Annotated in this window: 22 protein-coding genes and 1 other annotated feature; of the genes, 20 read left to right on the top strand and 2 right to left on the bottom strand. The window is 49.2% G+C overall.

Annotated elements, in window-relative coordinates; all coding sequences use genetic code 11:
* Positions 1-180: 180 nt before the first annotated feature.
* The 12 genes from ACETK5_RS17070 to ACETK5_RS17015 all read left to right on the top strand — a co-directional run bounded on the left by ACETK5_RS17070 (position 181) and on the right by ACETK5_RS17015 (position 10,953).
* Positions 181-864 (top strand): DUF2953 domain-containing protein, encoded by a 684-nt coding sequence (locus tag ACETK5_RS17070; protein WP_394056881.1) that lies wholly within the window; start codon positions 181-183, stop codon positions 862-864.
* Positions 837-1,286: a GerW family sporulation protein gene (gene ytfJ / locus ACETK5_RS17065; RefSeq protein ID WP_100536284.1), complete on the top strand. Its 450-nt coding sequence runs from the start codon at positions 837-839 to the stop codon at positions 1,284-1,286. Before ACETK5_RS17070 ends, ytfJ begins: the two co-directional genes overlap by 28 nt.
* Before the next feature lie 156 nt (positions 1,287-1,442).
* Positions 1,443-2,630 carry a D-alanyl-D-alanine carboxypeptidase family protein gene (locus tag ACETK5_RS17060; RefSeq protein WP_100536285.1) on the top strand — a complete coding sequence of 396 codons (1,188 nt, stop codon included), beginning with the start codon at positions 1,443-1,445 and terminating at the stop codon, positions 2,628-2,630.
* A gap of 62 nt (positions 2,631-2,692) precedes the next feature.
* Positions 2,693-3,325, top strand: a complete 633-nt coding sequence (locus ACETK5_RS17055; RefSeq protein ID WP_394056879.1) for a nucleoside recognition domain-containing protein — start codon at positions 2,693-2,695, stop codon at positions 3,323-3,325.
* 6 nt (positions 3,326-3,331) lie between these two features.
* Positions 3,332-3,865, top strand: coding sequence for a spore maturation protein (locus ACETK5_RS17050; protein WP_076320934.1), 534 nt, complete (start codon positions 3,332-3,334; stop codon positions 3,863-3,865).
* Between the two features lie 126 nt (positions 3,866-3,991).
* Positions 3,992-4,330 (top strand): N-acetylmuramoyl-L-alanine amidase, encoded by a 339-nt coding sequence (locus tag ACETK5_RS17045; RefSeq protein ID WP_100536287.1) that lies wholly within the window; start codon positions 3,992-3,994, stop codon positions 4,328-4,330.
* Between the two features lie 21 nt (positions 4,331-4,351).
* Positions 4,352-5,107 (top strand): pseudouridine synthase, encoded by a 756-nt coding sequence (locus ACETK5_RS17040; RefSeq protein WP_071223906.1) that lies wholly within the window; start codon positions 4,352-4,354, stop codon positions 5,105-5,107.
* Positions 5,108-5,232: 125 nt separating this feature from the next.
* Complete coding sequence (locus ACETK5_RS17035) at positions 5,233-5,760, top strand: redoxin domain-containing protein (RefSeq protein WP_394056877.1); 528 nt, start codon at positions 5,233-5,235, stop codon at positions 5,758-5,760.
* On the top strand, positions 5,757-7,460 hold the full coding sequence (gene resB, locus ACETK5_RS17030; RefSeq protein ID WP_394056875.1) for a cytochrome c biogenesis protein ResB: 1,704 nt from the start codon (positions 5,757-5,759) through the stop codon (positions 7,458-7,460). The genes ACETK5_RS17035 and resB overlap by 4 nt, the downstream gene beginning before the upstream one ends.
* The gene (ccsB, locus tag ACETK5_RS17025) at positions 7,447-8,700 is read left to right on the top strand and encodes a c-type cytochrome biogenesis protein CcsB (protein WP_100536290.1); all 1,254 of its coding nucleotides are present in this window, start codon (positions 7,447-7,449) and stop codon (positions 8,698-8,700) included. Before resB ends, ccsB begins: the two co-directional genes overlap by 14 nt.
* 101 nt (positions 8,701-8,801) lie before the next feature.
* Entirely contained in the window at positions 8,802-9,518 is a 717-nt protein-coding gene (locus tag ACETK5_RS17020; protein WP_009595176.1) for a response regulator transcription factor, read from the top strand.
* A 1-nt stretch (position 9,519) separates the two neighbouring features.
* Positions 9,520-10,953 (top strand): ATP-binding protein, encoded by a 1,434-nt coding sequence (locus tag ACETK5_RS17015; protein WP_394056872.1) that lies wholly within the window; start codon positions 9,520-9,522, stop codon positions 10,951-10,953.
* 125 nt (positions 10,954-11,078) lie between these two features.
* Here the strand turns inward: ACETK5_RS17015 and serA are convergent, their stop codons facing one another.
* Positions 11,079-12,671, bottom strand: a complete 1,593-nt coding sequence (gene serA / locus ACETK5_RS17010) for a phosphoglycerate dehydrogenase (RefSeq protein WP_127594164.1) — start codon at positions 12,669-12,671, stop codon at positions 11,079-11,081.
* A gap of 191 nt (positions 12,672-12,862) precedes the next feature.
* Positions 12,863-13,093: a binding site (T-box leader), on the bottom strand.
* 226 nt (positions 13,094-13,319) lie between these two features.
* On the opposite strand from serA, the gene ACETK5_RS17005 reads away from it, so the two are divergent.
* From ACETK5_RS17005 to ACETK5_RS16995, 3 genes are read left to right on the top strand one after another with little or no spacing between them, the layout of a single operon-like run.
* Positions 13,320-13,919, top strand: a complete 600-nt coding sequence (locus ACETK5_RS17005) for a CPBP family intramembrane glutamic endopeptidase (RefSeq protein ID WP_326097495.1) — start codon at positions 13,320-13,322, stop codon at positions 13,917-13,919.
* Entirely contained in the window at positions 13,906-14,316 is a 411-nt protein-coding gene (locus ACETK5_RS17000; protein ID WP_100536294.1) for a hypothetical protein, read from the top strand. The genes ACETK5_RS17005 and ACETK5_RS17000 overlap by 14 nt, the downstream gene beginning before the upstream one ends.
* Positions 14,313-15,131: a metallophosphoesterase gene (locus ACETK5_RS16995; protein WP_394056869.1), complete on the top strand. Its 819-nt coding sequence runs from the start codon at positions 14,313-14,315 to the stop codon at positions 15,129-15,131. The genes ACETK5_RS17000 and ACETK5_RS16995 overlap by 4 nt, the downstream gene beginning before the upstream one ends.
* A 52-nt stretch (positions 15,132-15,183) precedes the next feature.
* Here the strand turns inward: ACETK5_RS16995 and ACETK5_RS16990 are convergent, their stop codons facing one another.
* Entirely contained in the window at positions 15,184-16,095 is a 912-nt protein-coding gene (locus tag ACETK5_RS16990; RefSeq protein ID WP_394056867.1) for a polysaccharide deacetylase family protein, read from the bottom strand.
* A gap of 93 nt (positions 16,096-16,188) precedes the next feature.
* Here ACETK5_RS16990 and ACETK5_RS16985 point away from each other — a divergent pair, with 93 nt between their 5' ends.
* The 5 genes from ACETK5_RS16985 to ypeB all read left to right on the top strand — a co-directional run bounded on the left by ACETK5_RS16985 (position 16,189) and on the right by ypeB (position 19,789).
* Positions 16,189-16,563, top strand: coding sequence for a hypothetical protein (locus ACETK5_RS16985; RefSeq protein WP_326112186.1), 375 nt, complete (start codon positions 16,189-16,191; stop codon positions 16,561-16,563).
* A 202-nt stretch (positions 16,564-16,765) separates the two neighbouring features.
* Positions 16,766-17,377: a genetic competence negative regulator gene (locus ACETK5_RS16980; protein WP_071223917.1), complete on the top strand. Its 612-nt coding sequence runs from the start codon at positions 16,766-16,768 to the stop codon at positions 17,375-17,377.
* A gap of 57 nt (positions 17,378-17,434) precedes the next feature.
* A complete protein-coding gene (prsW, locus tag ACETK5_RS16975; protein WP_076320947.1) occupies positions 17,435-18,130 on the top strand; it encodes a glutamic-type intramembrane protease PrsW in 696 nt (231 codons plus the stop codon).
* Positions 18,131-18,203: 73 nt separating this feature from the next.
* Positions 18,204-18,350, top strand: a complete 147-nt coding sequence (locus ACETK5_RS16970) for a hypothetical protein (RefSeq protein ID WP_009595221.1) — start codon at positions 18,204-18,206, stop codon at positions 18,348-18,350.
* Between the two features lie 89 nt (positions 18,351-18,439).
* Positions 18,440-19,789, top strand: a complete 1,350-nt coding sequence (gene ypeB / locus ACETK5_RS16965) for a germination protein YpeB (protein WP_100536299.1) — start codon at positions 18,440-18,442, stop codon at positions 19,787-19,789.
* The last annotated feature ends 121 nt before the right edge of the window (positions 19,790-19,910 follow it).

The following is a 19,910-nucleotide window of genomic DNA, read 5'->3' as shown; positions in this document are numbered from 1 at the left end:
CACACGAAAGATTGGAATAGAATCCTGGGCGTGGAGGAATCCACCGTCCGGGATTTTTTTATGCCGCTTGCGAAAGTTTGAAATCAAGGACTTGGAACAGTTTCGCATCATTTGGAGGTGCTTTTGCCATACTAAGCCAAGCGGATAACATTTTACTAAGTACGTCTTGGGGGTTACTTCGTGAGGGTATGGATCTTTCTGGCGGTCGGTTTGGTCGTTCTCCTCATCATATTGCTGGTCGTTGTGTTGTGCTCCAAGGTAACGATTAAGCTGGATGTGGTTCTAAAAAAAGATGAATATAAAGCATTAGTGGAAATCAAAATGATCTTCGGCTTGATTAAGCGCAAATATGCAGTCCCTTTTCACCTGGCGAACGGTGGGATCGAGTTTAAGAAGGAAACCGTTCCTGGAGACGGAGAACAGGGAAATACACACGATTCAAAAGAGGAAAAGGCTTCGAGCAGAACGATCAAATTTAAGGATTACGGGCGAGCTGTGCTTTCAACAAAAGGTTTCAAAAAATGGGTGAGGCAGACGATGGCGGCCGTTCATCTCATGGATGTGCGCTGGTCCACCCGAATTGCTTTGGAGCATGCGGCTGATACGGCGGTAGCGACCGGGCTGCTGCATGGCATAAAGCATACGCTTCTTGGATGGATGTCGTATCGCCTGATCATGGAAGAGCTGCCTCGAATCGATGTAGTGCCGATCTTTAACGGTCCGCCGCAAATTTCCACAGAGCTTAACTGCATAGCGAAAATCTCCTGCGGAAAAGCTATGTATGCTGGACTGGTACTTATAGTTCGCGTGTTAAAGGTGAAAGGAGGAATTAGATCATGGCAGAACACCCTATTCAAGGCTTGATGCAAACGGCTATGGAAAACATCAAGGGAATGGTGGACGTTAATACGATTGTAGGCGACCCGGTGAATACGCCTGACGGCAGCGTTATCCTGCCAATCAGTAAAGTGGCTTTTGGTTTTGCAGCCGGCGGTAGCGACTACAACGTAGAGGCTGGAGCCACACACCAAGCGACCACTAACGGGACGCACAACGATCATAGTGCCCTTCCTTTTGGTGGCGGCAGCGGCGGTGGCGTGTCCATTCGACCGATTGCTTTCCTGGTCGTGGGTAAAGAAGGCGTGCACATCGTGCCGCTGGACAATCAAACCCATCTGTTTGAACGGATTATTGATGCGACCCCGTATTTACTCGATCAAATCCAGTCGATGTTTCAATCAGGCAGCAATGACGCGAACAGCACCACGCCTCCGCCTGCGTACTGATTGGAGCAAGCAAATCCCTTTCGTTCACGACGGAAGGGATTTTTGCTGTTAGGATTATTGAAATTATGGGCTTTCAGCGTTTCTCTTACGAAATGGACATACCTTTAGCGCGGACGACATATACTTGTACAAGATTTCTGAACACCGGAGGATAAGATGATGAAAATGAAATGGTCGAACTGCAAGTTCAAGTCTTTGTTATCCATGTTGATTGCCATAAGCTGCTTGCTGGTTACGGCTGTCCCCGTGCATGCAGATCATGAGAATGGCCCCACCAATCATGCGCAGGCAGCTGCACTGATTGACGTCACTTCCGGTAGGGTGCTGTACAGCAAAAACGGGGACGAGCGTTTAAGAATCGCAAGCCTGACCAAGATCATGACAGCTATCGTGGCCATTGAACACGGCAAGCTGGACGATCGCGTCAAGATCTCCAAAAATGCCTTTGCCAAGGAAGGCTCCTCGCTCTTCCTGAAGCTTGGCGAGGAGATGACGCTTGAGAATCTGCTGTACGGTTTAATGCTGCGATCCGGCAACGACGCCGCGACGGCCATTGCTGAACATGTCGGGGGGACGGAAGAAGGCTTTGTGTTGCTGATGAACGAGAAGGCGGCCGGGCTCGGCTTGACGAACTCGCATTTTATGAATCCCCATGGTCTGGATCATGATGAACATTACTCTTCCGCTAATGATGTAGCCAAACTGACGGCATATGCCCTCAAGAACCCTGTCTTTAGCGAGATTGTTAAAACCCCGACCAAGAAAGCGCCCAATCCGAATGAAGCGTGGGACTACAAATGGGATAACAAAAACAAGATGCTTCGTTTCTATGAGGGGGCGGACGGCGTCAAAACCGGTTACACCAAAAAAGCATTCCGCTGTCTGGTGAGCTCCGCCACCCGAAACGGTCAGCAGATTGCGGCGGTCACGCTGAATGACGGCAACGATTGGAATGATCATTCCAAGATGCTGGATTACGGATTTGCCCAATTTCCACTGAAAAAGGTAATGGAGAAAGGGCAGAAGATCCAGGGCTATCCACTGGTCACGGGCGGTTCTTTTACGTATGCGTTTGCGCATGATGAGGAAGCACGCCTGGTGAAGAGACTGGTCCTGCATAAAGCGACTACACCCGACTTGTCTTTCGGACTGCGGGGTCATATTGAACTTCTGCTCGATAATGTCAGCATCGGCAAAGTTCCGGTCTATGCGGAAGGAAGCAAGCTTCCTGAAGCCCCTGAGATCTTGCAGAAGTCCAGAAGCACATCCGGACCCATCGGTTCGTTGTCGCTGTGGCAGTCTGCAGGAGAAGTGCTTAGGCATCTGTTCAGGGCCAAATCATAACTAGCCTTCGCTTAAGAGATCGTGGATTCTCACGCAGCGGGGCAGCAAACGGGGGCGAAGAGATGATCAATTTGATTTGGATGGGGATGATACTGATCGGTGTTTGCTTTGCGGCAGTGAACGGGAACATCGAAAGTGTTACAAAAGCCGCATTTGACGGAGCTCAGACGGGAGTGACTGTCTCCTTCGGTCTCATCAGTATACTGGTGTTCTGGCTTGGCATGATGCGCCTGGCAGAGGATGCGGGCCTGCTGAAGAAGGTTGCCAAGCTGCTGGGCCCGGTTGTCCGCTTCCTGTTCCCGGATGTACCGAAGAATCATCCTGCTATGGGGTATATATTGTCCAACATGAGCGCCAATTTGTTCGGTTTGGGCAATGCGGCGACTCCGATGGGAATCAAAGCGATGCAGGAGCTTCAGAAGTTAAACCCGGACAAGGAAATAGCTTCTCCGGCGATGTGTACGCTGCTTGCACTCAACACGGCCAGCATTACGCTAATACCGACAACGCTAATTGCAATCAGGCTGAATTATGAGTCCGCCAATCCTTCGGAAATCGTCGGGCCCACGCTGTTGGCTACTGCGATTGCAACGGCGGCCGCCATCATGGCTGACCGATGGTATCGAAGACGGACGATACGCCGCCAGAAGCCGCCGGGAATCGGTACAAGCCTGAACCCGGATGTGAAGGGGTGATGAGGGTTGCTATCATGGATTAATCTCGTATCCGCTTGGTCTATTCCCATTATTATCGCATTCATTCCGCTTTATGCTTATACGCGCAAAGTACCCGTATACGAATCGTTTGTGGATGGAGCCAAGGACGGCTTCTCCACAGCGATTGGGATTATCCCGCACTTGGTCGGCATGATGGTTGCCATTAGCGTATTCAGGTCTTCCGGCGCGCTGGAATTTTTTGTGGGTTGGACGGGCCCCTTTCTGCAATCGCTAGGGGTACCGAGCGAGATTTTGCCATTGGGAATTCTTAGGCCGCTGACGGGTACCGGCTCGCTCGCTTACACAACGGAGCTGATCCGCGCATACGGTCCGGATTCCATGATTGGCCGAATCGCTTCGACCATACAGGGAAGCACGGACACGACCTTATATGTACTGACCGTCTATTTTGGCGCCGTGGGTATCCGCAATGGCCGCTATGCGCTGAAGGTCGGGCTGTTCTCCGATTTGATCGGTTTTATTGCGGCGATTGCCGTCTGCCTGCTGGTGTTCGGTTAATTGTGATCGTGTGAACGGTCTGAGTAAGACGGAGCGTTTTTTCTATGTAACAGGACGTATGCCCATACCCTTGATTCCACCTTGTCATATACTGCTGCAATTACAAATTGTAGTAGGGGTGATGAAATGGAAATCGAGGGTTTTGTTATTCATCATACCGTGTGCGAGCGGGAACCGCGGAACTGGGATTTTAAAATCCATTCGGACGGCTCGGTCTCTTCTTCATCCGTGCTGGTTCAGCCGGGACAGATTCACATCTGTCTGGAGGGCGACTTCAACATCGGCTACGAGTCCATGTCGCTGGATCAGAAAACACAGCTGTTTACCGCCAGCAAAATCATTTTGGAGCTATCCAGACTCCATGATATTTCCCCGTTATACTTGTTTCCTCACTCCGACTCCTGCCCTGGGGCACATTTTCCATGGAACGCGCTTGTGATTTATCCTGTCGATGGTTATCATTAGGAATGAGGTGACCTAACGAACATGGAGAGATTACAGAAAATTATGGCACAGGCCGGAGTCGCTTCCCGCCGCAAGTGCGAGGAATTGATTCTTGAAGGCAAGGTGCAGGTAAACGGAGAGACCGTTACCGAACTCGGCACGAAGGCCGATCCAGCCCAGGATATCATTACGGTTTCAGGCAAACCGATTAAGAATGAGAAAAAGGTATACATTATGCTGAATAAGCCGAAGGGTGTCATTACAAGCGCTTCTGATCCCGAAGGCCGAAAAATTGTATCGGATTATCTCAAGGGCATTAAAGAGCGGGTATATCCGATTGGACGTTTGGACTACGATACGGAAGGACTCCTTCTGCTGACCAATGACGGCGAGTTTGCCAATCTGCTCAGCCACCCTAAATATCATGTGCCCAAAACGTATTTGGCTACCGTGAAAGGGGTGCCCCATGGCACCGAACTGGACAAGCTTCGTCAAGGGATTATGCTGGAAGACGGAATGACGTCTCCTGCCGAGGTGGAGTATAAGGATGTGGATCCGGATAATAAACAATCCGTCATATCGATTACCATTCATGAGGGACGCAACCGTCAAGTCAGAAGGATGTTCGAAGCGATTTCCCATCCGGTAACGCGATTGAAGAGGATATCCTATGGGGATCTGCTGCTGCAAAATTTAAAACGGGGCTTGTACCGCCATTTGACAGCAGATGAAATCAACCAGCTTTTGCAGATGGCGAAAGCCGCTAAGCCGGGCGGGAAACCGAAGAGAAAACGTTAAACCCGACACATAATATTCAAAATGGCGAGCGGCGTTTATGACAAATTTCGTTATAATTGTTCATAGGATGTTCACACCCGTAGTATACGATATGATGAATGTCATAGAAAGGAAGCTGCTGCTTTATGGGCAAATCAAAGAAAAGCGTACAGATTGTGATTCTGCTTGCCATTATCCTGGTCGGAGTGTACGCCGTTGCAACCGTTGTATTCGGCTCTGATGAGGTTCCCAAAGTGGGTCAAAAGGCAGCGGATTTTGAACTTCTAGGCATGGATGGCGGCGTACATACCATGAATGAATACGAGGGTAAGGCCAGGGTTATTAATTTCTGGGGCACCTACTGTCCGCCATGCGTGCGGGAAATGCCGGCTCTTCAAGCTCAGTGGGAGAAATGGAACAGTCAAGGCGTTGAGATCATCGGAATTAATGTGGGAGAGAACAAAATGACCGTTGAGAATTTTGTTGCTCAAACCGGCGTGAAGTTCCCCATACTGATGGATCCTAAACGGAATGCTGTTGCCAGCTTCGGGGTTGGCCCCATGCCAACCACCTTTTTTGTTACGGCCTCTGGCAAGATTGACCATATTCGTATAGGCGAACTGGATTTGAACACCCTTGATAAACAAATTGAACAGTTGGTGAATGCGAAATGAGTCAAGGTTCCAAGCCTTTGATCCAGAACACGAAGTGTGATTGTGGACACCAGAATCCAACGGGGACGGTCCTCTGCGAGGCTTGCGGCAAGCCGCTGACCGAAGAAGCGGAGGCCCAACCGATTCTGGAAATGCGGTATGACGGCGTTGCTCGCCGATCACAGAAAGAAAATCCCGGTATTATCGATCGGGTATGGAATTTCTTTTCTTCGGTTAAGGTAGCAATATATCTGATAGTGCTTACGCTGATCGGCTCCTCGCTAGGCACCATCTTTCCGCAGGAAAGCACATTCCTTAACATTGACCCCTCAGTCTATTACAAAGAGGAGTACGGACAGCTGGGGCATATCTATTATTTGCTCGGGCTGTCTCATACATACACGTCATGGTGGTTCGTACTACTGCTTGTCATGATCGGCGCATCTCTTGTCATTTGCAGTCTTGACCGGGTCCTGCCGCTGTACAAAGCGCTCAGCAGGCAGCGGGTTCCGAAGCACATGTCCTTCCTTACCCGCCAGAAGGTGGTATACCAAGGGCATGTTGAGGAGGACGGTGCCGACTGGGTTGAACGGGTGAAGCCGATTATTAAGAAGAAGGGCTACCGCGTACGAACGGATGGCGGAACCCTACTGGCAGAGAAGCAGCGGTTCAGCCGCTGGGGCCCCTATGTTCTGCATATCGGCCTGATTATTTTCCTGCTTGCTGTTCTTGGACGGAATCTTCCTGGACTGCATATGGACGAGCACATGGCTTTCCCTCAGGATGAGCCTGTGCATATCAAGAACACGAGTTATTATTTATTGAACGACGGCTTTAAGGTGGAGTTTTATACCGAGGACGATATGCCTGAGGAATTTAAAGGCAAGAATAAAGTACTGCCGAAGGAATTCCAAACCCAGGCGATTCTGTATATGTGCGAGGCCAATTGTGACGATCTCGATAAAGAGCCTCAGCTCGTGGAATTGACACGCCATAACATTGAGGTGAATCATCCACTCAATTACAAAGGGTTAAAAGCTTATCAATTCGATTATGATCTGACCCCGATTCTCCGTACGGTTTCGCCGGTGCTGATAGACAGTAAGAGCGGGAAGGAATACGGCAAAATCACATTGTCGATCGACGATCCTCAAAGAGAGTATCAGGCGGGAGAATATACGTTAACGCTTACACAATCCTTTACCGATTTTGGACTTGGCGATAACGGCAAACCGGTAAACCTGTCACCTAACCCGAATGCGCCTGCATTCTTATTTCTGATTAAGGGACCTGAATTGCCGAAGGAAGGCATTCAATACTTCTACTTCCCTAAACAGATTGATAAGGAACGCTTTAATCAGGAAGCGATCAATGCACAGCTGGCGGGTGGGGAAGCGCTCGTACAACTGGATGTGCTGAGCATGGACGATGTGGACTTTTCGGAATCTACGACTTATCTGAATATTCGTGTGGATAAAGCCATGCCGTTCATTTGGATTGGTTGTTTTATCGGTATGATCGGCCTGGTCATGGGCTTTTATTTCACCCATCGCCGGATTTGGCTGCGTATTGATAACGGAACGCTGACACTTGGCGCGCATACGAACAAGAACTGGTTTGGACTTCGCAAGGAGATCTCCGCGATCCTCAAGCAAATGAATATCGAAGTCGATGAAAAGTCATTGGAGAATAACAGGGGGACTAAGCATGAATCTAATTGATTTTAGCGGCGACGCATTTATCGTGGCCTTTACCTTATACTGCGTGGCATTTATCATGTATGCACTAGCCGTCATGGGACGCCGGTTCCGCAAACGCGACCCGGAAGCCCATTTGGCGAAGTGGGGCAAAATCGCATTTGTTACGACAACGATCGGTTTGATCGGACACTTGCTGTACTTCTTTACAAGATGGGCGGGCTCGGGACACGTGCCGGTCAGCAACATGTATGAGTTTATGTCCTTCTTGTCGATGGCAATCATGATTGCCTTCCTCGTACTTTATTTTATCTACAAAAAATCGCTGCTCGGATTGTTTGCGCTGCCGCTGGCAGTCCTGATCATGGCCTATGCCGCCGTGTTCCCGCAGCAGGTGCAGCCGCTGATTCCTTCGCTCCAGTCCTATTGGCTGGGTATCCACGTTACGATGGCGGCGCTTGGTGATGCGTTTTTTGCGGTCGGTTTTATTGCCGGCCTGATGCACCTGCTCCGTACCGTTAACTTTAGCGGAACGGACAAGGGCTCACGCAAGGAACAGCGCTGGCTTGAGCTCGTCATGTTTGCCATCGTGGTGCTGATCGGATTTATATTGTCGGTATACAGCTTCCGTGCAGGTGGATATCAAGCTGAATTTAACCAGACTTTGGTTGACCCGAAGACAGAAAATAGTACAATAGTAAAAGTGGAATATAACATGCCACCGCTTGTCGCACCATATAAGAGCGAGACGGAGAGCATGCAATCCTTCTTGGGCATGAAATCTCCACTCATGGAAGCCCCGTCCTGGATGCACGGCGTGAATGCGGGACGTAAGCTGAATACGGTGATATGGTCGCTGATCACGGGGTTGATCCTGTACGGTTTGCTCCGCCTGATCCTGCGCAAACCGCTGGCAAAATTCATTCAGCCTGCACTTAATAGATTGGATCCGGACGATCTGGATGAAATCAGTTATCGAGCGATTGCGATTGGATTCCCGGTATTTACACTGGGAGGTCTCATATTCGCCATGATTTGGGCAGAAATTGCATGGGGCCGATTCTGGGGCTGGGATCCAAAGGAAGTATGGGCGCTTATTACATGGTTGTTCTACAGCGTGTACCTTCATCTCCGGCTGTCGCGCGGCTGGCAGGGTAAATACTCATCCTGGCTGTCCGTTATCGGCTTTATCGTGGTCATGTTTACGCTGGTCGGCGTCAACTTGATTATCGCGGGCCTGCATTCCTATGCGGGAACCGATTAATTGTCAATAGAATAGCAGTGAATGATCAATCAGAAGGGCCCTTTCTTATTCAAGAGGGCCGCTTCTGATTTTCCCTATAAAAATGAAGGAGTTGGCCGCCAATGTCAGAGCACGGAAATCGTATTCTTGTTGTTGATGATGAAGAACGGATTCGCCGATTGTTAAAAATGTATTTGGAGAAGGAAGGGTATGAAATCGAAGAGGCGGAGGATGGTGAAACCGCTCTTCGCAAAGCAAGCTCGGAAGATTACGGGCTCGTTATTTTGGATGTGATGCTGCCCGGGATGGATGGAGTCGAAGTATGCACGCGTCTCCGTCAGGTGAAGTCGACGCCTATTCTCATGCTGACGGCCAAGGGTGAGGAGATCAATCGCGTACAGGGATTTGAAGTGGGCGCCGACGATTATGTGGTGAAGCCGTTCAGTCCGCGCGAGGTGATTTATCGCGTGAAGGCGATTTTGCGCCGATCATCCGCTACGGCCTATTTGAGCAAGGAACCGAACCCAAGCAACAGCATTGTTTTCCCGCATTTGATCATTGAACATGATGCTCACCGCGTGACGGCCGGAGGGCATGAAATCAGCTTGACACCGAAGGAGTATGAGCTTCTGCACTACCTGGCTTCGTCCCCGGACAAAGTATTCTCCCGCGAAGAACTGCTTAAGGACGTATGGAATTATGAGTTTTTCGGCGATCTTCGCACAGTCGATACCCATGTAAAGCGGCTGCGCGAGAAGTTAAATAAGGTATCTGCTGAATCCGCAGCGATGATTACGACAGTATGGGGAGTAGGCTACAAGCTGGAGGTACCAAAGTAACGTGAGTTTCTGGAGATCACTCGTCGGCAAGCTGTGGATTACGATAACCTGTTTAGTCGCGTGCGTGCTGCTGACGCTCGGATTATTTTTGCTCCCCTATATCGATACCACGTTTGCGAATTCGGATGCCATCAAACGTTTATTTACTTATGTGGCCATTATCGGTTTTTCGATGACCACCTTTTTCGGGTTGTTTCTGTTAACGAAGATTACCCAGCCCATGCAGCAGCTCATTGAGGCAGCCAACGATATTCGTAAAGGGAAGTATGGTACCCGTTTAAATCTTGTGACCAGTGATGAGATTGGCGAGCTGGCCAATACGTTCAACCATATGGCAGCAGAGCTGGAAACGAATATCCGCAATTTGAACCATGAGAAGGAGCATCTGTCCAGTGTGCTGAGAAGTATGAGCGACGCGGTGATTACGTTTGATAATCATGGTCAGGTCATTCTGGTGAACCCGCCAGGGCAGGAAATCATGAAAACCTGGAAAGGTCTGCAGTGGGATGATGAGCTGCAGGGCGGAGGCTGGGCGGCCGATGTCATGCCGAAACCGCTCAGCGAGCTTTATTATGCCACCGTGAACGAAGGAAAGGACCAAAGCGCTGACCTGCATGTGAAGCAGGGGATATGGTCCGCCCATATGGCTCCCTTATATTCGGATGATGTGATCCGCGGCGCCGTTGTTGTGTTAAGAGATATTACCGAGCAAGTTACGCTGGAGAAGATGCGTACGGATTTCATCGCCAACGTGTCGCACGAAATCCGTACACCGCTGTCCATGATGCAGGGCTACAGTGAAGCGCTGCTTGACGGGATGGCGGCTTCACCGGAAGAGAGCAGGGAGCTGATACAGGTGATTCATGAGGAATCCCTCCGTATGGGCCGGCTGGTGAAGGATCTGCTTGATTTAACCCGTATGGAGGCGGGGCATGCCGAGATGTCCCTGCGGGAGATGGATGCAGGCGAATTGTGTGAAAGGGTATTCCGGAAGTTCGCCGTACGCGCCAAGGAGAGAGATATTGATCTTCAGCTCAACAAACTTCACTCGAATCTTCTGCTCGAAGCGGCGGATGAAGACAAGCTTGAACAGGTGCTGACCAATCTGCTGGACAACGCTTTTCGTCATACGCCTTCAGGCAAGCAGATCCGAATCATTGCAGATCGGATTACCGTATCGAACACAGAGGCTCTCCAGGTAAAGATTAGCGACCAAGGCGTCGGTATTCCGCCTGAAGATCTGCCATTTGTTTTTGAGCGATTCTACAAAGCCGATAAAGCGCGTGTGCGGGGGGAGACGGTGGGAACCGGCATAGGCCTTGCCATCGTGAAAAATATCGTGACAGCGCATCATGGCACGATTAACGCAACAAGTGAAGTAGGCGAAGGAACGGTGTTTACGATGATCATTCCAACTAAATCGGCAGAATCTTAGGGAATGTCTCCACAAAAGACAAAACACGCTCGCAAGGAGCGTGTTTTTTTGTTGAAATTAAGGGGTTAATCTTGTTCTACGTGGAACAATGATTAACCCCTTATACCTTGATTTCTCGCCTGAATTTAGCCCAGCGCGATTTGCTGCGCGGTGTTCAGTTCTGACAGCCCGGTAAGCTTGATCAGAACGTCTTTAGGAACGTCTTTGTCCACCGTCAGAAGCATGATGGCTTCACCGCCGATGACTTTACGTCCAACCTGCATGGAGGCGATGTTGACATCGTTCTCGCCGAGCAGGGTTCCGACACGACCGATAATGCCCGGTTTGTCGTTATGGGAGATCAGAATCAGGTGACCTTCCGGAGAGATATCGACCGGGAATTTATCCAGACGGACAATTCGTTCGCCGTAACCCAGCAGCAGTGTACCTGCGACAATTCGCTCCAAACCGTTTTGCGTCTTAAGTGTAACGGTAACGAGGTTGGTGAAGTCTTTGGTTTTTGGTGTCTGGGAAACAACGACGTGCAGATCACGGCTCTTCGCCAAATGCATGGAGTTTACAATATTCACTTCGCTTCCGAGGTGGCGCTCCAGCACACCCTTCACGATGTATCGGGTCAGGGCTTGCGTATCGACTTCAGCCAGCTCGCCTGCATAGTCGACGTGAATCTCCTTCACCGCATGTGCGGTGATCTGAGCGGCCACACTGCCCAATTTCTCGCCGAGCGAGAAGTATGGCTGCAGTTTGTTCATCACGCTAGCCGCTACAAGCGGGAAGTTGACCGCATTCTTAAACGGCTCGTTGCGCAGGATATGAAGCACTTGTTCCGACACGTCGATTGCAACGTTCTCCTGAGCCTCAACGGTAGATGCGCCCAAATGCGGGGTCACGATAACCTTGGGATGGTTCAGGAATGGATGATCGCTTTCGGGCGGCTCATGTTCGAATACGTCAAATGCAGCTCCGGCAACAATGCCTTCATCGATCGCTTCCACGAGGGCGCGTTCGTCAATAATGCCGCCACGGGCGCAGTTCACGATGCGCATGCCGCGCTTCATTACTTCGAATTGCGGTCTTGCGATCATATGGCGCGTTTCCGGCGTAAGCGGAGTATGGACCGTAATGAAGTCTGCATTGCGGATAATGTTATCCACCGAGGAAAGCGTTACGCCCAGTTTGTCCGCACGCTCTTCCGTCAGGAACGGATCGAAGGCAAGAATGTTCATGCCGAAAGCCTTGGCGCGTTTAGCCACCTCGCTGCCGATTCGTCCCATTCCCATAACGCCCAGCGTTTTGTTGCGCAGCTCAACGCCGAGGAAGGATTTGCGGTCCCAGGATCCGCCCACAGTTTTGGCATAGGCCTGAGGGATGTGTCGGGCGAGGGCAATCATCATGGCAAACGTATGCTCTGCTGTTGTAATCGTGTTACCGTCAGGCGCATTAATAACAACGATCCCGCGCTTCGTAGCAGCTTCAAGATCAATGTTGTCAACGCCAACGCCTGCACGGCCAACAACCTTGAGATTGGTTCCTGCATTCATAATGCGTTCTGTCACACGTGTCTGACTCCGTACGAGGAGTCCGTCGTATTCACCGATGATGGCAGTGAGCTCATCTTCATTAAGCCCGGTTTTTTTGTCTACCTGCACGTCGGCGGCATCCATTAACTGCTGGATCCCCAAATCACTGATCGGATCCGATACCAATACTTTAAACATGGTTTCTCTTCCTCCTTAAAATCCTCTATAAAATGCGGTACTGCAATATTGAATAAGGATTACGCTGGGGCGTATTCCGTTATACACCAAAGATTCCAATAAAGCTGCAAGAGGTCTATACAGGTTTGACGCGGTGTCGTGGCAAAGGGACAGGAACATAAAAAACTCCCAATCCGCATACTACCTCCGTAGTAAGGGACGAGAGTTATTCGTGGTGCCACCCTTATTCGCTGCCAACTTGCGGCAGCCTCAAGCGGTCTGTTCAGACCATGATTGGTAACGGATATCATCCGATTTGCGCCTACTTCAAGTTTCAGCGAAATATCTCAGGAACGCTCAAGAATACTTTTACGCCACCGATTTACACCACCCATCGGCTCTCTGAGGACGTTACAGCTTCTCTTTTCCATCATCGGTTTTCACAGATTAATTTTTTCATAATGTATCATGGCTCTAACATTGTGTCAATAGGTGTTTATTCTGTCCATAGGCCTTATAGTAGGGGAAGAAACAAGGGTTAGCCTTGAATGTCATGCCGTTAATTTGCTATGATGCATATGCCCGCCTATGATTGAATCATTCTGATATTACTGTGGTTGTACACGAAGATAATCTTAAAAATCAAGATGAAAGACAGGCCCATCTTCTATGAAAAAATTTAAAATACGCGTAAAAAGAATCGAAGCCCATCAATTAAACGATCGGCTGCTGCTTATTAATCTGTATCTTACCCAAGGATTGACACTCATTGCAGGTTTGATCTGGATCCTGTTTCAGCAGAGGAATCCGTTTGGGCTCTTTGTCATTCCGAAGAATATCGAGTTTGTTTATTGGGGGCTCGGACTTGCTGCAGCAATGCTGGTCGTGGATTTTGTATTATCCCGGTTTGTGTCAGAGGATAGTATGGACGATGGCGGAATCAATGAAATGTTGTTCCGGAAAAGGCCGGTTTGGCATATTTTTGTTATAGCTCTGATCGTATCCATCTGCGAGGAGTTATTGTTTCGAGGAGCCATCCAGCATGCGTTCGGACCATATTGGACAAGTATCTTGTTCGCACTTATTCATGTCAGATATTTAAAACATTGGCTTCCAACTGGGTGGGTTTTCTTAAGCAGTTACGGTCTTGGCTACGTCTATATTCAAACGGGTACCATTTGGGCGCCCATCCTGTGTCATTTTCTGATTGATTTCATATCAGGAATGTTGATTCGGTTTCGGAGGAAAGAGGAACATGAACGAACTTAGCAGAATGCAGCGACATCAGAGCCGAAATAAAAGCCGCAAGAACAAGTCAACGGCTCAATCAGAAAAAAGAACGGCAGCGAAGTCGCAACAAGCAGATGAAACGAGGAATCGATCTAAATCGCCGCCCTCCATAAGCTCCGTGGAGCAAAAGCACCAGAGCAGCAGTACAGCGGATGGATTGAGCCGTTCCAGATCGACCCGGTCCCGCCAGCGTCAAGCAGAGGAGGAAGTGTCCGCTCCTAAACGAACGAATACATATTCCTCTTATCGCGTAAGAATGAGCAAATGGTTTGTGAACTCATTGATCGTTATTTTCATATTGTTAATGATAGGTCTCCTGTGGTGGGGACTTATCGGGGCGCCTCCATTAAAGGAATTGTTAAAGGAGTTATTATGAGTGTGTTGATGTGGATAGCAGGTGCTGCGGCACTCGGTGCAGGCGCTATCGGCTGGATGAGGGCTGAAGCCAAGGGTTATCGAGTGCGTGAAGAAGAAGTGGTATCCGAACGTATCCCTCACTCGTTTGACGGCTTTCGGATATTGTTCATCACCGATATACATCGCAGACAATTGTCAGAAGTGAAGCTATTATCCAATCTATCATCGGTGGACTGCGTACTGCTTGGTGGAGATATTACGGAAAGAGGGGTACCCCTTCAGCGAATGAGGCATAACATGTCGGTGCTGGTCCGTATCGCACCCGTGTATGCCGTCTTGGGAAATCATGATCTGCATGCAGGCAAGGACGCTGTCCGTAAAGTATTGCGGGAGAGCGGCGTCATTCTGCTGAATGACAAAACCGTTACGTTAAAGCGGAGTAACGAGCTTATTGCTCTCAGCGGAGTAAGGCAGCCGGCCAGCCGGAAGCACCCGTACACAAGATTTCGGGGACATGCAGCCGAAGACCAGTATCACATCATCCTGGTGCATGATCCGATATGGGTCAAAGGCAAGGAAGCAGTGCATGGGGATCTTGTGCTGGCAGGACATACCCATGGGGGACAGATTGTGCTGCCCATTGCCGGAGCCGTTCGTCTGGCGCGCTTTTACAAGAAGTTTAAATCCGGATGGTATACGCTGCCGAGAAAGAAGGGCGAAACCAAACCTTCTTCCAGGATGCTGATCAGCCGGGGATTCGGTACCTCCCATATCCCGCTGCGCTTGCAATGTCCCGCAGAATATCATGTGCTTACATTACGCAAAAAACCTTAATTCGATCGTCAGCTGGCGACGGCAGAATTAAGGTTTTTTGTGTTTTTTCGGATTATCTTATCTTAGGTTCGATTAATTGCGGATCCACGAAGCCATACCCTTTGGCTTCAAGCTTGGTCAGCAAGGTATCAAGGGCCTCAACGGTCCAGGGAAGCTCATGCATCAGAATGTTGCTGCCAGGGTGAAGCTGTTCCAGCACATTGCTGACTACGGCATCGGGTTTGTTTTTGTTTTTGCTTTCCCAATCCAGCGAGCCGTTGGACCAGGTCATGAACAGCAGGTCATGATCAAGGGCAACTTCCTTGACGGTATCTCCGCCTGAGCCAAATGGAGGACGAAAAAACTTCGGTTCCGATCCGGTCGCTTCTTTGACGATTTGCTGTACATCCCCGATCTGTTCCTTCACCTTCTGTTTGCTTTCTTTTTTCAGGTCGATATGATCCCAGGAATGATTCCCAATGATTTGACCGCGGTCATGGATCAGTTTTAACAGCTCTGGATGCTCCTTCGCACGGTATCCATTGACGAAGAAAATCGCTTTGGCATCATGTTTGTCCAGCTTATCGATCATTTGGTTGATCATGGTTTTATCCTTGGGGCCGTCATCAAACGTGAGCAGCACGACTTTTTCGGGTACGGAATCATCATTGGGAACGATGCGATACACCTTATTCATGTGATATTTCGGTTCAGATGGTGCCTCGTTGTCAGGACTCTTGACAGCTTTATCTGATGGGTCCGCGGATTTATCCACGTCAGGCTCAGCTTCAGGCTTGTCCGTTTCGGCTGCCTTGTCGGTGCCTTCTTTCGGAGTGGACACCTGACCGGAGGTTTCATTTTGCTGTGCTGCCCTGTCATTACCGACTTCCGTGGCCGTGCTTTGCTTCTGAGCCGCGCCGTTGCTGCCACATGCGCTGAGCATAAGGCAGAAAGCCAGCAGAAGTACTGTTCGTGTTCTAACCATGATTCCATCTCACTTTCCTGTATTTATGTAGCATGAGTTCTTGGCGGTGCGAGAACAATAATCTCGAGTTTATCATAGAAGGAGGTATCATTTGTGAAGACTTCGTCATTTCTATATGGTGTCATTATCGGCGCCGTTGCATGCCGGATGATTTCCCGTAATAACAGCAAGTTCTTCTCCTCAATGATGAAAGATGCGAATCTAGGCCGATTCGCGGATACCGCGATGAGTAAAATTCAGGGCACCAAGAGCCAGCAATATTCTGGCTTCAGCCAAGAAAGCGTGTCTCCCAGTTCAGGCCGACATGATTCCACTCATTCCAATGGAACTGCAGGGGTACAGACATCGACTCATTCGAAGGCTGCCAACCTGAAACAAGTCAAGGATTTCATCCGAAACAACCCTGATGTTAAAAACGAAGTCGAACAGATTTTGAAAGAGACCCATACCGTCATACCGGGTTTGTAAACGGCATGAACCATTTTGAATCATTCTCGGGGAGCGGCCACACGATTCCCTGTGAATGATTCTTTTTTCTTTAGCTACATATTTACGTGCATTTGTGGTTATTAAATGATAAAATCAATTATATAAAACCATTTTTATCACGTCATAATCCAGACATCATAATTTGTTATAAACTTTTGTTTTACGTAAGGAGGATCCTGTCATGAAAATAGAGCGTTTGAGTCAAGATAAGATACGGATTTTCCTCACGTTTGACGATCTGAGTGAGCGTGGGATCCAGAAGGAAGAGATGTGGCAGGAAATACCGAAAGTTTATGACCTGTTTACGGAGATGATGGATCAGGCATACAGTGAACTCGGATTTGATGCCACCGGACCGCTTGCCGTTGAGGTGTTTGCACTGCCTGCCCAGGGCATGGTGGTTATTGTGACGAGAGGGAAATACGATCATCATTTCGGCGGCTTATCCGAAGAAGATATGCCGGACGAGATTTATGAAATGGAAGTAACGCTGGATCAAAGTGATACGATCGTCTATGTTTTTCAGGATTTTGAAGTGCTCATTGAAGCATCGCATATGTTGAAGGACCTTGTAGGCGGAGCGGGTAAGCTCTATCACTATATGGATAAATGGTTTTTGTACTTCGATCCTGAGGAATTGGATAGCGAGAAGCTGCCGGCGGTTATTGCGATGCTGGCTGAATTCGGTGAATCCTCCTCAGTAACGGAGGCGATGCTGGAGGAATACGGGAAGAAAGTCATGCCTCAGCAAGCAGTTGAGGTTATCTGTACACACTTCCAGCGTCAGCATTAATGAAGGTGGGCGTGCGTGCCGGACTTCAGGCCCGCAACTAACGGAAGGGGAATTTTAGTGCTGGTGTTCTCGGTAATTGCGTCAGCTTTGGCGCCGGGACTCGCATTGCTCACGTATTTTTACCTGAAAGATAGGTATGATCAAGAGCCCCTGCACATGGTGATCAAGGTGTTCATGTTAGGGGTTCTGATCGTTTTCCCGGTTATGATTTTGCAGCGGGGAATGATACTATGGCTTGGCGACAATCCGGTAGTCAACTCATTGTTCGTTTCGGCGGGCGTTGAGGAATTTCTGAAATGGTTCGTAATGTATCATATCATTTTTAACCATACGGAATTTGACGAGCCTTATGACGGCATCCTTTATGCAGTGGCGATATCGCTGGGATTTGCTACGGTAGAGAATTTGCTTTACGCCTGGTACAGCCAGGCAGCCTTTGGTCCGATGTTCTTACGAGCACTGCTGCCCGTTTCGGGACACGCGATGTTTGGCGTGATCATGGGATATTACATGGGACATGCGAGGTTCACGGAAGGGAAACGAAGAAGATTCTTCCTCGTTCTATCCTTGTTCCTGCCTTGGATGTGGCATGGTCTGTACGACCTGATTCTGAACCTGCTGACCCACACATGGGTATGGTTCATCGTACCGCTTATGGTGCTGCTGTGGTATGGCGGCATGGGCAAAATCTCTAGAGCTAACAACCGTTCTCCTTTTCGTTTCATTAAGCGGGAGGAAGAGGTTAACACTTAACAAATCAGGGCACACTTCATTCTATAGACCTCGGCTGACAGCCAGGGAATCATAGAAAGGGAGGTGTCTTTTTTTGCGTGTAAAAGTGAAAATTCTTTGCAAAGATTGCGGTGAACGTTTTGTGCTGCGGGGAAAAAAGGAGCAGGGCCGGATTGAAACCGGATTTAAGCAGTGTCTGTGCAACAACCGCGATCACTTCGACATTGAGGAAGATTTCTAAGGGATGAAGGAATTATACAGAGATGCATAAGACTTCTTTCTTCTAGTCAAACTAACGGCAGTGAGTAGAAGAAAGGAGACTATCGCATCATGTACAAACGATTAAGCGCTATTCTGTTTCCTGTGGCCACAATTTTATTGATCGGGGCTCTGGTATGGGGTTATCAAGAGAATAAAGAGAAAAACGCCATATTGATTAATGCCGAGAACCAATACCAACGGGCATTCCATGACTTGTCATACAATATGGACAGGATTCATGCCGAGCTCGGCAACACACTTGCGGTAAGCTCTACCTCCCAAGGGATGCACCGGAAGGGCTTGATGAATGTATGGCGCCTAACCAGCGAGGCTCAAAATGAGATCAGCCAGCTGCCGCTTACGCTCCTTCCCTTCAACAAGACCGAAGAGTTCCTTTCCCGAATTTCTAATTTTGCCTACAAAACAGGTGTGCGTGATTTAACGAAGGAGCCGCTCAGTGAGGGTGAAGTCAAAACGTTGAAATCCCTGTACGCCAACTCCGGCGAAATTACAAAGGACTTGCAGCATGTGCAGAACAAGGTTATCGCAAACAGCTTGCGCTGGATGGATGTAGAGACGGCCCTGGCAACGAATAAAGTCGAAGACAATTCCATTATTGACGGCTTCAAGACGGTGGACAAAAAGGTGGAGTCCTACCCTGAGCTTGATTGGGGACCATCGGTAAGCAGCATTTATGACCGCCGTTCCGTGAAGCAATTGGCAGGCATGCCGATATCGGAAGAGGATGTAAAACGCAAAGCACTGAAGTTCTCGGATGTGGGCAACAATGCCAAAGTACAAGTGACGAAGAACGGAAGCGGCACCGAGTGGGTATCTTATACAGCGAAGGTACAACATCCGAATGGGCATATGCTCAGCATGGACTTTACCGAAAAAGGCGGCCAGCTGATTTCCTATACGGATGAGCGGAATGTTGGCGCCAAGCAAGCGTCCGTTCAGGCTGCAATCGACAAAGCCCAGCAATTCCTGACGAAAAAAGGCTACTCCGATATGACGGTTGTTTCAGCTGACCAATATGACAACCTGGCCAACTTTTCCTTTGTCCGTGAAGAGGACGGTGTGCTGATTTATCCTGAGAAAATCACCGTTCGTTCGGCTATGGACAATGGGGATGTCATTGGATTCCAGGCCAGCGACTTTGTGTATGAGCATCAGATCAAGCGAGAAATCCCGCAGCCCAAAATTAGTCTTGCCGAAGCGGAAAAGGTCTTGAATCCTGAGTTCAAGGTGCTCTATCACCGTAAAGCCTTAATCAAAAACGACCGTTCCGAGGATGTCCTGTGTTATGAGTTTGGCGGGCGAATCAACGGGGCTCAGTATCGGATTTACATTAATTCGGATACCGGCCTTGAGGAAACGGTTGAGGTTGTAAAGGATGCGCAGGCAGGAATCAAATAATCGAAGATTGCGTGATTCAAGCCGGTTCAGGAGCTTTCCTGAATCGGCTTTTTGCATGGGTTGAAGGAGCTGAAGCAACCGGGACCATTCCATGTTTCCCAAGAATAGGACATGAATCGAC

Origin of the sequence: Paenibacillus ilasis, from assembly GCF_043195395.1 — a bacterium.
Classification (GTDB): Bacteria; Bacillota; Bacilli; order Paenibacillales; family Paenibacillaceae; genus Paenibacillus_AQ; species Paenibacillus_AQ lautus.
Note: the sequence above shows the minus strand (reverse complement) of the source record. Positions and strands in the feature narration are given on the sequence as shown.

Coding starts and splice junctions, on each gene's coding strand:
- ytfJ (WP_100536284.1), top strand. CDS start 837: ATGGCAGAACACCCTATTCAAGGCTTGATGCAAACGGCTATGGAAAAC.
- ACETK5_RS17060 (WP_100536285.1), top strand. CDS start 1,443: ATGATGAAAATGAAATGGTCGAACTGCAAGTTCAAGTCTTTGTTATCC.
- ACETK5_RS17055 (WP_394056879.1), top strand. CDS start 2,693: ATGATCAATTTGATTTGGATGGGGATGATACTGATCGGTGTTTGCTTT.
- ACETK5_RS17045 (WP_100536287.1), top strand. CDS start 3,992: ATGGAAATCGAGGGTTTTGTTATTCATCATACCGTGTGCGAGCGGGAA.
- ACETK5_RS17040 (WP_071223906.1), top strand. CDS start 4,352: ATGGAGAGATTACAGAAAATTATGGCACAGGCCGGAGTCGCTTCCCGC.
- ACETK5_RS17035 (WP_394056877.1), top strand. CDS start 5,233: ATGGGCAAATCAAAGAAAAGCGTACAGATTGTGATTCTGCTTGCCATT.
- resB (WP_394056875.1), top strand. CDS start 5,757: ATGAGTCAAGGTTCCAAGCCTTTGATCCAGAACACGAAGTGTGATTGT.
- ccsB (WP_100536290.1), top strand. CDS start 7,447: ATGAATCTAATTGATTTTAGCGGCGACGCATTTATCGTGGCCTTTACC.
- ACETK5_RS17020 (WP_009595176.1), top strand. CDS start 8,802: ATGTCAGAGCACGGAAATCGTATTCTTGTTGTTGATGATGAAGAACGG.
- serA (WP_127594164.1), bottom strand. CDS start 12,671: ATGTTTAAAGTATTGGTATCGGATCCGATCAGTGATTTGGGGATCCAG.
- ACETK5_RS17005 (WP_326097495.1), top strand. CDS start 13,320: ATGAAAAAATTTAAAATACGCGTAAAAAGAATCGAAGCCCATCAATTA.
- ACETK5_RS17000 (WP_100536294.1), top strand. CDS start 13,906: ATGAACGAACTTAGCAGAATGCAGCGACATCAGAGCCGAAATAAAAGC.
- ACETK5_RS16995 (WP_394056869.1), top strand. CDS start 14,313: ATGAGTGTGTTGATGTGGATAGCAGGTGCTGCGGCACTCGGTGCAGGC.
- ACETK5_RS16990 (WP_394056867.1), bottom strand. CDS start 16,095: ATGGTTAGAACACGAACAGTACTTCTGCTGGCTTTCTGCCTTATGCTC.
- ACETK5_RS16980 (WP_071223917.1), top strand. CDS start 16,766: ATGAAAATAGAGCGTTTGAGTCAAGATAAGATACGGATTTTCCTCACG.
- ypeB (WP_100536299.1), top strand. CDS start 18,440: ATGTACAAACGATTAAGCGCTATTCTGTTTCCTGTGGCCACAATTTTA.